The following is an 18,093-nucleotide window of genomic DNA, read 5'->3' as shown; positions in this document are numbered from 1 at the left end:
CAACTTCAGAAGGAGGGATTGTAGTTGGTTTGATGGATGGCAGAAAAGTTTGATGTTCATTCTATTGATTTAATAATGAAGAAACTGGCACAAATATCAACCAGAAAATCTGGGAATCAAGGTTTTAATAAAAATAATATCAAAAGTGCCAATTATAGATAGGAAGAAGAACAGCAGTCATACCGTTCTAAGATATCTCAGAAATTCATTATTAGAAGCAGAACGCAGGAAGGTAAATTCTTATTCTTATTTTAAAAATGCTTTAAAAATTTCTTTCAAAGAAATCACAGAAGGCAAAGTAAATCATAGCATCACTGAGAAATTATTTCATAAGTATCGCTCAGAATTAAAAGATAAAGATGGCAGCGATAAAAAAACTGAAACTCATACCTTTGATGCAGACGATGAGCCAATGTTCTGTCCGGTACTTATCTGTCCCTTCCGAAGGCTTCTTAAAAACAAAAGGAAACAGAATAAAGTAAAAAATTCCTTAATACCTCTCTGGATACCGGCCAGGCTTGAACAGTCTGGAAATTTAATTGCAGATGGTGACTTTTCACCTTGGATTGACCGTGATTATTTATTTGCCGAAAGTTCCACTTCGAAGCAAAAAAAAGAGCAGCTGTTGGGAACTACTTCTGAAGAAGAAGAATATACAGCGAAGAATCCAGCTGTAGATGTAGACCTTAAGTGGAGCAGCTATTTCGAATGGGGGATCAATTTTTTAAAGCATTTCGCATCAGCTGATACATTTGCATTAAATATCAACGGAAACGAGGTAGAGCATTTTACATTTGGAGGTGAGGAATTCATACTTGATGAGAATGCCTACATTGCACTTGATTCGGGTGTGAAATCTGGAGCAAATGAATCTATTATTCAATTATACAATCATCTTATTGATGAAAATGAATCTAACGAATTATTGAATTCATTCTGTGATCTCTCCCCAGGTAATAAAAGAAAAGAGATAAGTGAGCAACGTATAAAGCAGGAGCTTACATCTCATATGGGTCAAATGAAGGGAGATAACCCCTTAGCAGATTCGCAACGTCAGGCACTGCACCATTTTAGTGAGCTTAAAGATGGAGAAATACTGGCAGTGAATGGGCCTCCCGGAACAGGTAAAACAACACTTCTTCAAGGCATAGTGGCACATCTATTTGTTGAAAAAGCCCTTGCCAATGAAGAGCCACCAGTAATCTTGGCGTCATCAGCAAATAATCAGGCTATTACCAACATAATTCAAAGTTTTGAAGGGGATGTGCATCCTGATATCCTCGTAAATCGTTGGTTGCCGGAGCCGGTTTCAAGTTTCGCATTATATTGTCCTTCAAACGAAGTACTGAAAAGTGATAATGAGGAAGGGGTGCTAAAAACCAGTTTCTCAGGCAAAGGCTTTCCTGGCGAAATTGAAAATCAACCCTTTCTTGATAGGGCAAAAAAAGTGTTCTGTGAGAAGGCACTACAATACTTTAGCCAATCATTCTCATCCGTCGGGGAGATTAAAAGCCATCTCCATACAGAATTACAGAAAATGTATAAGACCCTTGAAGAAGGGGAAATGTTATTACATAAACAAAATCAATTTACGGATGAAGATCCGGCAAGCGTGATTGAGAATCAGTTTCAGGTTGATAAAGAACTTGAGGTTATAACGGCTAAAATTAATGCGGCAGATAAAGAAGTTATTGATATATCCAGAAAGTTAGATGATCTCAATTCTGTTAGGGAAGAATGGAAGGAAAGCTATAAAGGACTCCCGTTTTATATTCGTTGGTTGGGTACGGTAGTTCCCCGGTTCAGGAATGAGATCAAGCTTCATAATCAGTTCTTTTTTAAAGATAGCTATTGGACACCAAGCGAAGAAAATTCCACATCGCATGATAAACTACTAGCATATTTTTTTGAAACGAGCCAGGGTATATTTAAAGAAAAGAAGAATGCTGATAAAATTCTTTCAGCTTTAAAAGAGTACAAAGAACTACTTTTGAAAATCAATTCTTGGTTTAAACAGAATATCAAAGTTTATAATGATGGTGAGAATGACAGGGATCTAAAACTTCTCGATTCGCAAATTAGACATAAGATGTTTCTATATGCCATTCATTATTGGGAAGGTCGGTGGCTTTTGGAAATGGAGGATTTTTTAAAACAGAACAAAAACTACTCAAAAAAAGACACAGAAAAAAAATGGCTTCGTTATGCCAAATTAACCCCATGTTTTGTAAGCACCTTTTATATGCTTCCCAAGTATTTCAGCCATTATGCAGATAGTGTCAATGATCCGCTGATAAATTTTGCTGATCTGCTTATCGTAGATGAAGCAGGTCAGGTTTCTCCGGAAATTGGAGGAGCTGGCTTTGCACTGGCCAGGAAAGCATTGGTTGTAGGAGATACGAGCCAAATACAACCGATTTGGGGTGTTAGTAAAATAATTGGACAAAGAAAATGCAGTAAATACACTCAGCTTTGATGACTATGCCTATCAGCAACTTAAGCAAGCGGGTATAACAACCTATGGCGGAAGCGTAATGAGAGTTGCTCAAAAAAGCAGTCCATATAAGTTAGAGAATATTGATGTCGGTGGGATGTTCCTTTCGGAACATTGGCGGTGTGTGCCGGAAATAATCGACTACTGTAATAAACTTGTATACCATGGTGAGCTTCAGCCTCAACGGAAGAGCGGGGAATCATGCCACTTACCACGTTTTGGATTTGCTCATGTTCAGGGTATGTCACAAAGAGACAATAGCGCCAGTCGCTACAACGAACAGGAGGCCCAAACTGTTGCTGATTGGATCTCAAAGAATAAAACACGTTTAATAAATAAGTCTGATGAACAATGTATAGAAGATATAATAGCCGTTGTTACGCCATTTAGGGAGCAGAAAACAATTATTAAAAAGATTTTAAAAGGAAAGAATAATGGATTAGATAAAATAACTGTGGGTACCGTGCATGCCCTTCAAGGTGCTGAACGGGATGTGGTGATTTTTTCATCTGTATATGATCGAAACCATACCGGCAGTTATTTCTTTGATCAGGATGTGATGATGCTCAATGTAGCCGTATCCCGGGCTAAGGAAAGTTTTCTGGTTTTTGGCGACATGCATATTTTCGACCCTAATAATACAAATGATCCCTCAGGACTTTTGGCAACCTATCTATTTGAGGACTCCGGTAATGAACTGGTGGACATTGAGCCTCATAAAATTATCAAGAATGAACAGCTTGACTCTGAAGTTTCGGTTGAACGTATAGCGGAACTAAAACGCCATCGCAAGCTTCTAAGATATTGTTTTAAGTCTGCTCAAAAGCATATTATCATTGCTTCTCCTTTTATTACAGATTATGCGGTCCAATCTGATAAGATTCCTGAATTAATCAGGGATGCAAAAAATCGTGGTATTAAGGTGACTTGTTATGTGGATGCATTTCTGAATAAGGATAGCAAATCTCAATTAAAATCTTCCGCTAAAAAGGGAATAGTGCTTTTGAAAGAAGCCGGAGCATCAGTTAATGTAGCCCAAAACTTTCATAATAAAACGATGTGTGCCGATCATTTTTTGATAAGTGAAGGTTCGTTTAATTGGCTTTCCGCCCAACGAAGTAAGGCAGATAAATATCAACGTTATGAACGGTCACTTGTATATTGGAATAAGAATAATTCACATACTGAAACTATTGAAAAACTGGTGACAGCATTTAAGAGGGATATGGATAAACGAGTAAAAGCTTCTTGTTGATGCAATTATCTGATTTTAAGAGCCTTTAAATTAATTGTATCTCTCTATCAAAAGGAGCAGATGTCATCCTCCATTTACTATCATTAATCTGTAATTTGAAGAAACTCCACTTTGCTAAATAAGCTTGAATGCATCATATGGGCGCTTTTACCTCTCTCTTTTTCTTTTTCACTTTTTTATTAAAAAAAATTTAAGATCGCCTTTTCGCCTTCGATAAACCTTTTAACGAATGCAACTTAATTATACGAACAAACAAAAGGTGATATAACATGTCAAGTTTTGGCGATTTAAACAGAGTCAATACCAATATTCAGTCGCTGGATTCCCAGTTGTCGCTGAATCGAATCAACAGAGACCTTGCTGACAACCAGCTGAAACTCTCTACCGGTCTCCGGATCAACCGTGCGGAAGATGATGCTGCCGGATATGCAATTGCAACGAAATTAAACAGCCGGGTTGCCGGCCTGGAGCAGGCGCTTCAGAATGTAGGCGACGCCAAGTCGGTTCTTGATATTGCCGAGTCAAGTTTTGATACAGTTATGGATAGCCTGATCGAAATGAAAGCTCTTGCCACACAGGCAGCCAACGATACGCTTGGAGAAAATGAGCGTGGATACATCGGCGCCCAGATTGAGAAGCTGGCCGAAGATATCAATGATGTTGCCAACCAAACCGTATTCCAGGATTCTGAGCTGTTGAATGGTGCTGTAGATGCCTCTTCTGGTGCAGCGACAAATACCGGTGATTTTTCACTTACGTTCCAGGTAGGCGAGCGGTCTTCCGATACGCTGACGACGGATCTGTCAGCGGTAAACATCGGTGAGTTGTTTGCAGCAGGTGGTGATACTGAGATAGGAGCGGCATCGGGAGCGATTTCCGCCACAGCTGCGGGCACAGGCGGACAGGGTGGTCTGTCGTTTGATGCAGCTACGGCTGATGATTTCCGAAGCTTTATCGACGCTGTGGATACAGCGATTGAAGGGATGAATGAGCGAGTGAACGAAATCGGTATGACGCAATCATCGCTGAGTATTCGTGAAGTAACGCTCTCGCAATCGATCAGCGCCAACAGTTCGGCTTCAAGTAGAATTATGGATGCCGACTTTGCCAAGGAGCAGAGTGAGTCTGTAAGACTGCAGATTTTGCAGCAGACCTCAACGTCTGCACTGGCACAAGCGAATATGGGTCCTCAATCTGTACTCGGATTCCTCGGGTAAGTACAGATTACATAATGGATCAACATTCCAAAAGCCTTCCGATAGTATCGGGAGGCTTTTTTTTGTTTCAGGGTCCAAGGTTCAGGGCGCAGGTGACAAAATGTTGACTGCGTCAACATTTGCACCCTGCACCCTGCAATACTAAAAAACATGTTAATTTTATAAAAAATAATTTTAAGTCTATTTAAGATCACGAATTCGGTAACGATAACTCCATATATCTATAAGATTGTATAGATGAACAACTAAATAAATGGTGAATTATCATGTCAAGTTTTGGTGATTTAAACAGAGTCAATACCAATATTCAGTCGCTGGATTCCCAGTTGTCACTGAACAGAATTAACAGAGATCTGGCAAACAATCAGCTTCGATTGTCAACAGGTCTTCGAATTAACCGTGCTGAGGATGATGCTGCCGGTTATGCAATTGCAACGAAATTAAACAGCCGGGTTGCCGGCCTGGAGCAGGCGCTTCAGAATGTAGGCGACGCCAAGTCGGTTCTTGATATTGCCGAGTCAAGTTTTGACACGGTAATGGACAACCTGATCGAAATGAAAGCTCTTGCTACCCAGGCTGCCAACGATACGCTTGGAGAAAATGAGCGCGGATACATCGGTGCACAGATTGAGAAGCTGGCGCAAGATATCAATGATATCGCAAACCAAACCGTATTCCAGGATTCTGAGCTGTTGAATGGTGCAGTAGATTCAGCCGGAAATCCAACGAACACCGGTAATTTAACCCTTACTTTCCAGGTGGGTGAACGATCTACAGATACGCTGACGACTAATCTGTCTGCAGTAAATATCGGTGAGTTGTTTACTGAAGGTACCAATAATGAAATAGGGGCCACAGCCGGATCGATTACAGCAACAGCTGCAGGCACCGGAGGCCAGGGATCGTTAACATTCAATTCTGCAACAGCGGATGATTTCCGAAGCTTTATCGATGCAGTGGATGCAGCGATTGAAGGGATGAATGAGCGTGTAAACGAAATCGGTATGACGCAGTCATCACTTAGTATTCGGGAAGTGACGCTCTCTCAATCCATTAGTGCCAACCGTGCAGCATCGAGTCGAATTATGGATGCGGATTTTGCCAAAGAACAGAGTGAATCTATTCGGCTTCAGATTCTGCAGCAGACTTCAACCTCTGCACTGGCACAAGCCAATATGGGTCCTCAATCTGTACTCGGATTCCTCGGGTAAGAACTGAATCTGACACATAAACAGTACCATTATTCAAAAGCCTCCCGAGAGATCAGGGAGGCTTTTTTTTGTTTCAAGGTTCCCCGGCATTCGCCGGGACCGGGAAAGGCACCGGCAGGGCGCAAGGCACAAGGGGTAAGTCAAATGCTTCTAAGTTTAATGAATGAACTGCAGTGAATATCGAAAGTCTGGAAATATCTGCGATTTTTAGTATTAAATTTGACTTTGCGTTGATGGCGATGTCAAACTTCCTGCCTGCACCCTGCACCCTGCACCCTGCACCCTGCACCCTGCACCCTGCACCCTGCACCCTGCACCCTGCACCCTGCACCCTGCACCCTGCACCCTGCACCCTGCACCCTGCAAAAAAAATTAAAAAAAATTTAAGATCGCCTTTTCGCCTTCGATAAACCTTTTAACGAATGCAACTTAATTATACGAACAAACAAAAGGTGATATAACATGTCAAGTTTTGGCGATTTAAACAGAGTCAATACCAATATTCAGTCGCTGGATTCCCAGTTGTCGCTGAATCGAATCAACAGAGACCTTGCTGACAACCAGCTGAAACTCTCTACCGGTCTCCGGATCAACCGTGCGGAAGATGATGCTGCCGGATATGCAATTGCAACGAAATTAAACAGCCGGGTTGCCGGCCTGGAGCAGGCGCTTCAGAATGTAGGCGACGCCAAGTCGGTTCTTGATATTGCCGAGTCAAGTTTTGATACAGTTATGGATAGCCTGATCGAAATGAAAGCTCTTGCCACACAGGCAGCCAACGATACGCTTGGAGAAAATGAGCGTGGATACATCGGCGCCCAGATTGAGAAGCTGGCCGAAGATATCAATGATGTTGCCAACCAAACCGTATTCCAGGATTCTGAGCTGTTGAATGGTGCTGTAGATGCCTCTTCTGGTGCAGCGACAAATACCGGTGATTTTTCACTTACGTTCCAGGTAGGCGAGCGGTCTTCCGATACGCTGACGACGGATCTGTCAGCGGTAAACATCGGTGAGTTGTTTGCAGCAGGTGGTGATACTGAGATAGGAGCGGCATCGGGAGCGATTTCCGCCACAGCTGCGGGCACAGGCGGACAGGGTGGTCTGTCGTTTGATGCAGCTACGGCTGATGATTTCCGAAGCTTTATCGACGCTGTGGATACAGCGATTGAAGGGATGAATGAGCGAGTGAACGAAATCGGTATGACGCAATCATCGCTGAGTATTCGTGAAGTAACGCTCTCGCAATCGATCAGCGCCAACAGTTCGGCTTCAAGTAGAATTATGGATGCCGACTTTGCCAAGGAGCAGAGTGAGTCTGTAAGACTGCAGATTTTGCAGCAGACCTCAACGTCTGCACTGGCACAAGCGAATATGGGTCCTCAATCTGTACTCGGATTCCTCGGGTAAGTACAGATTACATAATGGATCAACATTCCAAAAGCCTTCCGATAGTATCGGGAGGCTTTTTTTTGTTTCAGGGTCCAAGGTTCAGGGCGCAAGGGTTCTCGGTCCAAGTGTGGATACTTCAAAATTTTATGAGTGATCATCAAAGAGCAGAAAAAAACCATTCGAAAATAATGCACTATTTTTAGTATTAAATTTGACTTTGCGTTGAGGCGATGTCAACTTCCTGCCTGCACCCTGCACCCTGCACCCTGCACCCTGCACCCTGCACCCTGCACCCTGCACCCTGCACCCTGCACCCTGCACCCTGCACCCTGCACCCTGCACCCTGCACCCTGCACCCTGCACCCTGCACCCTGAAAATAAATTTACAACTCACCTCTTTATATTTTCTTAAAATCCAATATGATGTAGCCTGACCCGCAATTAACTTGAAACAAGTAACCTTTTCAATAGTATCACAACTATGAAAAAAATTGGTGCTGTTTTAAATGAAGGTTCGGGAATTTTATCCCCTGCTGAAAAGAAGGAACGGCTGGATAAAATCAGAAGCCTTCTGGCTGACCGGGTCGATGCCGAAAATCTTGCAATTGTTCCCGGGGAAAAAGTTTTCGATGAGATGAAGCGAATCATCGATAACGGTGTTGAACTGTTTATCGCCGGGGGCGGGGACGGCACCATCAGTGCAGCAGCATCATTACTGGCAGGGTCGGATACCTCACTTCTTGTATTAGCTCTTGGTACCAAAAATAATTTTGCCGGAGATATTGGCGTACCGGAGGATCCCGAAAAAGCCATTGCTCTTCTGAATCAACCAAACTACCGGAAAGTTGACCTTGGAAACGTAAATGGGCGATATTTCATTAACAACGCTACCTTGGGAATGTACCCGGACCTGGTTCGGCACAGAGAGGTTCGAACAGATAAACATGGTTGGTCTAAATGGCGGGCTAAAATCGTGGCTGCATTGGTTGTAATGAACAAAATTCCGTATAAGAGACTTACGATCAAATACGACGGAAAAACAAAGAAGCTACTCACTCCTTTTTTGTTTGTTGGTAACAATGAGTATAGTGATTCGATTGAAGCAGGATTTACGCGTACATCCTTAAATGGCGGCAGAATATGGCTTTGTCTTTCTTCTTCCTCAAGAATATGGTCACTGTACAGTACCGCCCTGCAAATTACAACCAGGGGAGTGGCCAATACAGATACACTTGAAACCAAACTGCTTGATGAATTAACCGTTATCCCCCGAAGAAAAAAAGTTCGGGTAGCGATAGACGGTGAAAATGTACTCTTGAGTTCCCCTCTTCGGTTCAAAACAGAGCGAAACAGCTTAAATGTTATCACTCCATGAAAACTATTGCCCATATTTCAGATCTGCATTTCGGAACGGTTGATGAGGAAGTTGCCGAAAACCTTGTTCGGGAACTAAACCGCCTGAACCCTGATATGCTAATCAACAGTGGGGATTTCACACAGCGGGCGCGAAATTCTCAGTACCGTGATGCGGCTCGATTTATTGAACGGCTTCCAAAACCTCAAATCAACGTTCCCGGCAATCATGATATCCCGCTTTTTGATATTTTCAGACGATTTTTGAACCCTCTTGGCCGCTATAAAAAATATATCACCGGAGATCTTTTTCCCAGTTATACAGATAACAATCTTTCGGTCCTTGGTATCAATACGGCCCGATCTCTTACCTGGAAAAACGGAAGAATCTCACCCGAACAAATACAAGAAATGGAATCCATTTTGTCCGGTATTCCGGATTCTTTCTTTAAAATTGTTGTCACACATCACCCATTCATACCTCCACCAGGTGCCGAGGATAAAAAAATAGAATTGGTCGGCCGCGCCGGAAGGGCTTTAAAAATTCTGGAAGAGTGTAAGGTTGACCTTCTCCTTGCCGGACATCTTCATCATGGCTACACCGGTGAAATCCGTACATTTTATCCCTCATCCGACCGATCAATTGTAGTTGCTCAAGCCGGCACAGCAGTTTCGAACCGGCTGCGGGATGAAGCCAACAGCTTTAATGTCATTCATGTATCAACGGACAGGGTTAAGATAGAAGTCCGTCGCTGGGAAAAAGCCTCTCGCCAATTTGTAAAAGCGGAAACCGTACCCTTTACGTTCAGTGACGGGCGTTGGCTGCCTGTAGTTTCGGAGCAAAAAATAAACTCACCTCAATAGTCTGGAAAAACTGAACCAATCCCTCGGTATTTAGATAGTGATATAAACTTCAAACTTTAACGAGTTGAAATTGTTTACATTTTTTAAAAACCCCGGGATTCTCAAAATTTATATAGCTTTTTGCCTCAATTCCCTTTCTTTTTTGCTCATTTTTGCTCTTACAATTCATTTCTAATTGTAAATACTGTTCAAACAGGGCTATAATAATATATATCGCCATTACAGTTTATTTGGGAATACTTTAAAATTTGCCTTTCTTTCATTGTAATCGTGCAAACGTTTGCGCAAATGTGACTGTAGCAACAGCTACTCTTAAAACTTAACATGACAAAATCATACGGGACCGAAATGTTATGAAAAGATCTAATACAAAATATTCAACAAACCTTTTTGTCTGTTTTTTGCTAATAAACAGCATCATGGTGATCAGTGGATGGGGCGTTTCGATGGCCCAGGCACAGAGTCATGCAGTATCGGGATATGTTTTTTCATCAGATGATGGAGAAGCGCTTCCGGGAGTCAACGTAGTTGTTCAGGGAACTACTGTTGGAACATCAACAAACATTGATGGATACTTTCAACTGAATGCCCCTGACGAAAACGATATCTTGGTATTCTCCTATTTGGGGTACCAAACACAGGAAGTTCCCATCGACGGAAGAAGTGAAATTGAAGTTAACCTGGAACCCCGGGCAATTATGGGGGAAGAGCTGGTTGTTGTTGGTTATGGAACTGTCCGGCAGGAATCAGTAACAGGATCCGTAGCATCTATAAGTGGTGAACGAATGGCTGAAGTCCCCTCATCAAATATTACCGGGGCACTTCAAGGCCGGGTACCGGGAGTTGAATTTTCCCAAACCTCATCTCAGCCGGGAGCTTCAATGCAGATTCGCATTCGCGGAACCCGATCGCTTACAGCGAGTAACGACCCGCTGGTTGTGCTGAACGGAATTCCTTTTTCCGGATCAATTGGTGACCTCAATCCGAATAATATTGAGAGTATCGATATCCTGAAAGATGCTTCTGCAACGGCCATTTACGGTTCACGCGGCGCAAACGGTGTTATCTTAATCACAACGAAGTCAGGGCGTGAAGGGCAGGATCCCGAAATCACTTATAACGGATACTATGGAGCCGCTACTGTGTTTTCTCCATACCCAATGATGAGCGGACAAGATTTTGTTGCACTTCGCGAAGCAGCCGGGCAATATACCAACGGAGCTGATGAATCAAACGATGTAAATACCGACTGGCAGGATCTTCTCTATCAAACCGGGGCACTTACATCACACGATATCGGCGTGACAGGCGGTACAAGCAATGGAAGCTATACTTTTGGCGGAGGATACCATCAGAATAAAGGAGTCATTCCAACTCAGCAATATAACCGAATATCTCTTCGCGGTTCTGTAGACCAGCAAATCGGAGAATATTTTAGTTTTGGCTTCAACTCCAATAACAACTACAATCTAACTGAGGGATCTCAGGTTGGACTTTACAATATGTTAAGTATGTCTCCAATTGCCAGTCCCTATAATGAAGATGGGTCGAGGAGACGAACCATTCGTATGCCGAATGATGAAAACTGGGTCTCATCACGTGAAGTTATGGACGATGTGGAAGATCGATGGGTCAATGAATCCCGATCTTACGCTACATATAACGCACTTTACGCAGAAGTTGATATTCCCTGGGTTGAAGGGCTTAGCTACCGCACAAACTTCGGGCTGGATTATCGACAAACAAATAACGGTGCTTTCACAGGCAGCGGAATTAACAGTCCAAATCCAAATACCGAGTCGACCGCATCGGTAGGAAATAATCACACCTATAACTGGGTAGTAGAAAATATCGTGAATTACGATCAGCAGTTTGCGGATGTACACCAGGTAACGGTTACAGGTCTTTTCTCTGCAGAAGAAAGCCGGTACAACTCTTCTTTTATGTCAGCAAGAAATATACCCAACGAAGCGTTTCAGTTTTATAACCTGGGACAGGCTGACGGTGAGATAAGCATCAACCCGGGTAACCAGAATTACCAGGTAAGCGGTTTGATGTCATACATGGGCCGGGTAATGTACTCCTACGATAATCGCTACATGTTATCAGCGACATTGCGTACGGATGGCTCCTCAAGATTAGCCGATGGAGAAAAATGGCATACCTATCCGGCTGTTTCGGTTGGGTGGAATGTAGACCGTGAAGGGTTCATGGATAATGTTCCTCATTTATCCATGCTTAAGTTACGCGCTGGTTATGGACAGACCTCTAATCAGGCCATTGCTCCGTACTCAACTTTAGGCAGGCTGGGAACCCGCCCCTATAATCATGGAGATGACACATACGTCACCGGTTTCCGTGTAACGGAACTGCCAAACCAAAACCTGGGATGGGAGTATTCTGAAACGTATAACTACGGGGTTGACTTTTCACTTTGGAACGACCGCCTGTTTGGTACCGTGGAGTATTACGTTACCAATACGAAGGACATCCTTCTTGGCGTAAACCTTCCAAGCACTTCTGGAGTAGGCAGCTATACAGCTAATATAGGGGAGACCCAAAACAAGGGTCTTGAAGTCTCCTTAAATGGTATGATCTTTGAAAATCCGGAAGGATGGTCATGGGAAGCCGGCCTGAACTTTTATTCCAACAGAAATGAACTGGTAGCACTCGCAGGTGATCAGGAAAGAGATGAGTCCAACTGGTGGTTTGTTGGCAATCCGATCAATGTTATTTATGATTATAACAATATTGGAATCTGGCAGGAAGACGATCCTCACAGAGACATCCTTGAGCCCGGCGGAAATGCAGGAATGATCAAAGTGGAGTATACAGGGGATTACAACGAAGACGGAACCCCCACAAGAGCCATCGGCCCGGAAGATCGCCAGGTTCTTGATGTTAATCCTCGTTTTCAGGGTGGATTTAATTCCCGCGTTACGTACAGAAACTTCGATTTTAATGTGATTGGAGCTTTCCAGAATGGCGGAATTCTGATTAGTACACTGCACTCAGCGTCCGGATATCTTAATTTATTATCAGGACGAAGAAATAATGTAGATGTAGATTACTGGACACCAGAAAACACGGGCGGTAACTATCCCGCACCCGGCGGAATCACCACCGGTGACAACCCAAAGTATGGAAGCACCATGGGTTACTTTGATGCATCCTACCTGAAAATCAGAACGATGACACTGGGTTATAATCTTGGGAATACAACCTGGATGGATAATGCAGGAATCCGTGATTTCCGGGTCTATTTTACAGTACAAAATCCATTTGTACTCTTTTCACCCTTTAACAGGGAAACAGGCCTGGATCCGGAAACAAACTCATTCGGAGATCAAAACGCAGCGGTTACATCTGCTTATCAGCCGCGTTTGTTAACCGTAGGGACAAATGCACCCGCAACCCGCAATTTCCTGTTAGGAATTAATCTGTCATTTTAAACACCAGAACTATGAAAAAGTTTAAATCGATATACATTTTAGGAGTGACCATGATACTTCTGTTAGTCGTATCATGTTCGGATATTCTGAATGAGCAACCCCGCAGTATTTACGAACCCGGTTTCTTTCAAACCGAAGAGGGTGTGAGAGGCGGGGTAACCGCACTGTATGCCCATCTGAGGTATATCTATGGCAATGCCTATTTCTACAACACCGGTGTTACCGGTACGGATGAGGCAACTTATGCCCAAAGTGCCGATCAGAACTTCCTGGTGATGGATCTTAGCGGCCAGGGAGAAATCACTGCAACAGACAGCCGCGCTGATGTATTATGGGGAAATGCTTTTGAAGCCATTAATACAGCCAGCGGGGTAATTGAAAATGCTTCAGAAGTGGATGGAATTTCTGAAGCGCTGGTCGCTGAAGCGAATTTCTTTCGTGCCTTTGATTATTTTCAGCTTGTTCAAACCTTCGGCGGTGTTCCTTTAGATCTGGGAGCCGGTGAACTGGAATTTAACTCAAATCCTGTTCGCGTGTCCGTGCGGAACACAGTCCCGGAAGTCTATACACAGGCCATCTTCCCGGACCTCATTACAGCTGTTGAAAATTTACCGGATAACCCAAGAGTAACTGGCGGAGTTACAAAAAATGTTGCCCGCCTGTACCTCTCAAAAGCATACCTCACCTACGCATGGTGGCTGGAGAACCCAAACAACATTCCAACCTATCCTGAAACCAGCCGGACTGATCCGGATGGCAATGATGCAAACTGGTATTACCAGCAAGCATACGATATAGCCATTGAGGCGATCGAAAACCCGGGGCCATACGCTCTTCAGGAGACGTTTTATGATGTACACTATGCTCCAAACGATAGAAATAGCGAAATCCTTTTATATGCTGACCGAACTGAAACCAGCGAGTTCTACAACGATGCCAGCCTCACATGGGGTAATGGCGGCGGTGCTGATAACTTTGCGGTTTGGATGATGACCTGGAACTACACGGTCATCAGAAGCAGCTCTTCTGATACAGAATGGAATGGGAATATAGAATCTGTTCGTCGTGAAGCGGTTCAATCCCTTGGACGCCCATGGACACGTATGGCTCCAACCATTGATGCGATTACGGAAACTTTCGCTGATAAAACCAATGATTCTCGCTATGACGGAACGTTCACTACCGCCTACCGATCTAATATTGACAGATCACCTGAAGTTAACGGACCTATTTACAACGCGAATTTAATGGAAATTCAAGCTGGAGATCCGGTTCTGACGTTTCTTGATGAGCAGCCCGACACACCAATCAGTTATCCTTCAGATCCAAGCCGGGGTGCTAATATAGGTGCAGGTGAACTACCCGGAAGGTCCGACTTTGTAATTGGGCCTGAAGACATCAGCAGAATTGTGTATCCGGGGCTCTGGAAGCTCGGAACCTACCGCACCGACAGCGGAGATGGATTGGGTGAACCGAATGCGGCTACTACCCGACCATTTAACATCGCAAAATTCTCTGAATTTTATTTTATCGCAGCTGAAGCTGCGGTACAAGGTGCCACTACAGCAGCCGGTATGGATGCTCGTGATCTCATTAATGTCATTCGCGAACGTGCCGGTCACTGGCGATGGTACAACAAGGAAAACCAGGAGCGAATCGAGGATAACAGTGCCGAAATGGTAGCTGCAACTCCGGCAACGATCGACATCGATTATATCCTGGAAGAGCGCTCACGCGAGTATTTTGCTGAAGGATTCCGGTGGTATGACCTGATCAGAACACAGAAGTGGGAGGAATTTGCTTCCAGCTATCGAATTGCCGGCAGTAATTATGGCGATCACGAAGCACAAACCGTACAGCGTAATATCCAGCCCCATCACTACCTGCGGCCGATCCCGCAAGGCCAGCTGGATGCGCTTCAGATAAGCTCTGCAGAAAGAGCTGAATATCAAAATCCCGGATATTAATCTCCGGACCTAAACACTAATTTTCAAATAGCTATTACGGGAGCAGTTTAAACGCTGCTCCCGTTTTTTATTTAGATAAGTTTGAAAGGCAAGCACTCGACTCGGAACATTCAGGCTTTTCGAAGAAAAATGTAAGGCAACTTAAAAGTCTAACTGTCTGATCCATTTTGTACCCGACTGGATGATCCACGCACCATCAACTCTGGTTTTACTAATATTTTACGGGGTAAAAATTCTTTTTTATTTGCCCTGATATGATTCAGAAATTGTTCCGCAGCAAGATTCCCCATCTGAACCGTATGCTGATCAACTGACGTTAAACCCGGCTCGATAACGGTTGTCGAAAAGTCATTGCTGTATCCGGTTATCGCAATTTCTTCAGGTATATGTATATTTTTCTCTATAAATCGCTGCATAGCACCTATAGCGGCAAAATCACTGGATGAAAAAATTCCGTCCGGCCGATTATTCATGCTCATTAACTTATCAGCCATTTCTCTGCCGGTGAGTATAATTTTGTCCCTTTCCCGAATTAGGTCAGATTCAATAATCATCTCTTCATCAATTTCTATCTGAAGATCACGAAGCGCCTGCAAATATCCCTCTAATCGGTTTTGATAAATATGAATGTGCTGTTCCCCCGCAAAGTGTGCAATTCTTCTGCAGCCTTGTTCTGCCAAATGCGTGACCGCTTTATACGATCCATAAAAATCATCTGATACGACTTGGTTTACACCCAGATCCGGAATTACCCGGTCGTATAATACCAAAGGAGTTCCCATTTTTTTGATTTTCTTATAATGGGAAAAATCAATGGTCTCTTTCGCAACAGATGCAATTATGCCATCTACCCGAACATTTATCAATGTATCAATCCCCGCACACTCTTTTTGAAACTGGTCGTCTGACTGGCATATCATCAGGTTAAACCCTTCATCACGGAGAACCTCTTCAACCCCCCGGATAAATGATGCGAAAAAACTTCGATCCGATGTGGGAACCATCACACCTACAATATTACTTTTCCCGTTTCTGAGCGCTGAAGCAATATTGTTAGGTTGATATTCAAGCTCATCAACCAACTTCCTTACAGCTTTCTTTGTACGATCACTAATTCTTGGGTGATCTTTCAGTGCTCTGGATACCGTAGAAGGCGTAACATTTAGCTTATCAGCAATATCAGAAATGGTCGTTTTTTTTCTAAAACCCATAACATTTTGGCGGAATTTTCATTGATTGTCCAGCCATCATCTATCCAACGTAGTCTGTTTTTATTCTATCAAGTATGATTAATGCGACAAAACGAAAAGCTTTGTCATTTTTTGATTTCTGAGCCTGGATGATTTCGTCTGCCATCTATGTGCGGACTCAAAGAATATAAATGATTCACACCAAAAATTGAGTAGTTTGATTGCTCATTACCCAAATTTAATACGGCCTTAATCATAAACTGGTATATGCCGTATGAAGTTGCAGATGCACATTTCTGGGCTCATTTTACGGCTGCAAAGGTCTCACCTGAATTTCGGTGTAGTGAAAGTTTTTCGGGCACTTGAGCATGTGGATGATAGTTGCAGCCAGATCTTCCGGCATGAGCTTGTTTTTATCTGATCCCGAAAAACTTGTCTCAACGGAACCGGGCGACAGGCAAGTAACTTTCACACCAAAATCACGCAGCTCCAGGTGCATCGATTCGGTGATACCCACAACTGCATATTTGGTGCCGCAGTAGGCACTCATTCCGGCAATTCCGTTGGTGCCTGCACCCGATCCAATATTAATAATATGCCCTTCTTCACGCTTTTTCATGCCGGATATCACCCGTTTTGATACATAGAATATACCGTGAACATTCAGGTCAAATAGGTATCTCCAGCGATCCGATGGCATCTCCTCCATCACCCCGCGATAGCCTACTCCGGCATTGTTAATCAGAATCGGAATCTCATCACCAGCTTTCTCCCTGGTATGCTTCCAAGCCCTTTCCACGGATTCTTCGTCCGTTAAATCGGCTTCAATATGGGTAAATCGATCATTAGTGTATTTTTCGGGTGGTGTACGGCTCCATCCCGCTACTTGTACCCCTTCACTGTTCAGTGCTTTAGATATCGCCAGTCCAATTCCTTTACTGGCTCCGGTTACGATGGCGGTTTGATTTTTGAGATTCATTAAATAAATGGTTGGTTAAGATTTCTTTTCTCATATCAACCAAACATTATCCGGCTGATTGAGGTATTGAAAATTTAATGAACTACTTCGATGTCAATTCTGATTTGGCAGGTTAAGGAAATAGCTTCAAAAGCTTCTAAATTATGAATACTATAAACGAGATTATCACTCTTTTACCCACCTTTTTACATCCTCCAGTTTACTGCTTTCTCTTCGAATATCCTCTAAGGTGGTATTATGTGACCAGTCAGTAAAACAGGTTTTCAATTGCTTCCATACGGGATGGAGGGCACAAGGATTATCATCTCCGCAACTGTCAAAACCAAATACACAAGGCTGATCCTCCAGATCGAATCCGGATGCATTCAACACATCAATGATTCGAATTTTGTCAGGAGCTACTTTCAAAGTAAATCCGCCGCCGTGCCCTTTTCTGGATTCAACATATCCCGCCTTAACCATTTTACGCATAATCTTTGACAAATAGTGAGAGGGGACACTTGTCACTTCAGCCAGCCTTTTTGAACCCACCGGTTCATCTGTTTCTGATATCACAAGCCCGGTCATAGCACGAAGCGCATAGTGGGAGGTCTGGTTTAAAAACATATTTGTGTGGTCGTTTGATTTCTTTATTCAGCGTTTAAGGTAGTAAAAAAAGTATTAGTAGACTTGCCTATCTATTAAGAAGATGATATTATAGATATCAGTATCTATAGATA

The 18,093-nt window shown here is 43.3% G+C and carries 14 protein-coding genes; 9 read left to right on the top strand and 5 right to left on the bottom strand.

The genetic code is table 11. From position 1 onward, the window contains the following. Window positions 1-145 precede the first annotated feature (145 nt). From DYD21_RS01405 to DYD21_RS01390, 4 genes are all read left to right on the top strand, one after another. Complete coding sequence (locus tag DYD21_RS01405; RefSeq protein WP_199535439.1) at window positions 146-2,476, top strand: AAA domain-containing protein; 2,331 nt, start codon at window positions 146-148, stop codon at window positions 2,474-2,476. Continuing rightward, window positions 2,439-3,749: an AAA domain-containing protein gene (locus tag DYD21_RS01400; RefSeq protein ID WP_116031150.1), complete on the top strand. Its 1,311-nt coding sequence runs from the start codon at window positions 2,439-2,441 to the stop codon at window positions 3,747-3,749. Before DYD21_RS01405 ends, DYD21_RS01400 begins: the two co-directional genes overlap by 38 nt. Before the next feature lie 269 nt (window positions 3,750-4,018). Beyond that, entirely contained in the window at window positions 4,019-4,966 is a 948-nt protein-coding gene (locus DYD21_RS01395) for a flagellin (RefSeq protein WP_116031144.1), read from the top strand. A gap of 266 nt (window positions 4,967-5,232) precedes the next feature. Then, on the top strand, window positions 5,233-6,177 hold the full coding sequence (locus DYD21_RS01390; RefSeq protein WP_116031148.1) for a flagellin: 945 nt from the start codon (window positions 5,233-5,235) through the stop codon (window positions 6,175-6,177). A 213-nt stretch (window positions 6,178-6,390) separates the two neighbouring features. Here the strand turns inward: DYD21_RS01390 and DYD21_RS20950 are convergent, their stop codons facing one another. Continuing rightward, window positions 6,391-6,543: a hypothetical protein gene (locus tag DYD21_RS20950; RefSeq protein ID WP_158551373.1), complete on the bottom strand. Its 153-nt coding sequence runs from the start codon at window positions 6,541-6,543 to the stop codon at window positions 6,391-6,393. Between the two features lie 96 nt (window positions 6,544-6,639). Here DYD21_RS20950 and DYD21_RS01380 point away from each other — a divergent pair, with 96 nt between their 5' ends. Continuing rightward, entirely contained in the window at window positions 6,640-7,587 is a 948-nt protein-coding gene (locus DYD21_RS01380) for a flagellin (RefSeq protein ID WP_116031144.1), read from the top strand. A 187-nt stretch (window positions 7,588-7,774) separates the two neighbouring features. Here DYD21_RS01380 and DYD21_RS01375 read toward each other — a convergent pair whose 3' ends face one another. Beyond that, complete coding sequence (locus tag DYD21_RS01375) at window positions 7,775-7,963, bottom strand: hypothetical protein (RefSeq protein ID WP_158551372.1); 189 nt, start codon at window positions 7,961-7,963, stop codon at window positions 7,775-7,777. Window positions 7,964-8,050: 87 nt separating this feature from the next. Here DYD21_RS01375 and DYD21_RS01370 point away from each other — a divergent pair, with 87 nt between their 5' ends. The 4 genes from DYD21_RS01370 (at window position 8,051) to DYD21_RS01355 (ending at window position 15,205) form a co-directional block, all read left to right on the top strand. Further along, window positions 8,051-8,944, top strand: coding sequence for a diacylglycerol kinase family protein (locus DYD21_RS01370; RefSeq protein WP_116031138.1), 894 nt, complete (start codon window positions 8,051-8,053; stop codon window positions 8,942-8,944). Continuing rightward, on the top strand, window positions 8,941-9,786 hold the full coding sequence (locus tag DYD21_RS01365; protein WP_116031135.1) for a metallophosphoesterase: 846 nt from the start codon (window positions 8,941-8,943) through the stop codon (window positions 9,784-9,786). Before DYD21_RS01370 ends, DYD21_RS01365 begins: the two co-directional genes overlap by 4 nt. Window positions 9,787-10,139: 353 nt before the next feature. Then, window positions 10,140-13,238, top strand: coding sequence for a TonB-dependent receptor (locus DYD21_RS01360; RefSeq protein ID WP_116031133.1), 3,099 nt, complete (start codon window positions 10,140-10,142; stop codon window positions 13,236-13,238). Window positions 13,239-13,249: 11 nt separating this feature from the next. Next, window positions 13,250-15,205, top strand: a complete 1,956-nt coding sequence (locus tag DYD21_RS01355; protein ID WP_116031131.1) for a RagB/SusD family nutrient uptake outer membrane protein — start codon at window positions 13,250-13,252, stop codon at window positions 15,203-15,205. A 149-nt stretch (window positions 15,206-15,354) separates the two neighbouring features. On the opposite strand, the gene DYD21_RS01350 is transcribed toward DYD21_RS01355, so the two are convergent. The 3 genes from DYD21_RS01350 to DYD21_RS01340 all read right to left on the bottom strand — a co-directional run bounded on the left by DYD21_RS01350 (window position 15,355) and on the right by DYD21_RS01340 (window position 17,980). After that, window positions 15,355-16,416 (bottom strand): LacI family DNA-binding transcriptional regulator, encoded by a 1,062-nt coding sequence (locus tag DYD21_RS01350; RefSeq protein WP_116031128.1) that lies wholly within the window; start codon window positions 16,414-16,416, stop codon window positions 15,355-15,357. Window positions 16,417-16,702: 286 nt separating this feature from the next. After that, window positions 16,703-17,374, bottom strand: coding sequence for an SDR family oxidoreductase (locus DYD21_RS01345; protein ID WP_116031126.1), 672 nt, complete (start codon window positions 17,372-17,374; stop codon window positions 16,703-16,705). A 165-nt stretch (window positions 17,375-17,539) separates the two neighbouring features. Next, window positions 17,540-17,980 (bottom strand): Rrf2 family transcriptional regulator, encoded by a 441-nt coding sequence (locus DYD21_RS01340; protein WP_116031123.1) that lies wholly within the window; start codon window positions 17,978-17,980, stop codon window positions 17,540-17,542. Window positions 17,981-18,093: the final 113 nt, after the last annotated feature.

The organism is Rhodohalobacter sp. SW132, assembly GCF_003390325.1.
In the GTDB taxonomy this organism is placed as follows: domain Bacteria; phylum Bacteroidota; class Rhodothermia; order Balneolales; family Balneolaceae; genus SW132.
The sequence above is the reverse complement of the archived record's forward strand: the minus strand, read 5'-3'. Positions and strand labels throughout refer to the sequence as shown.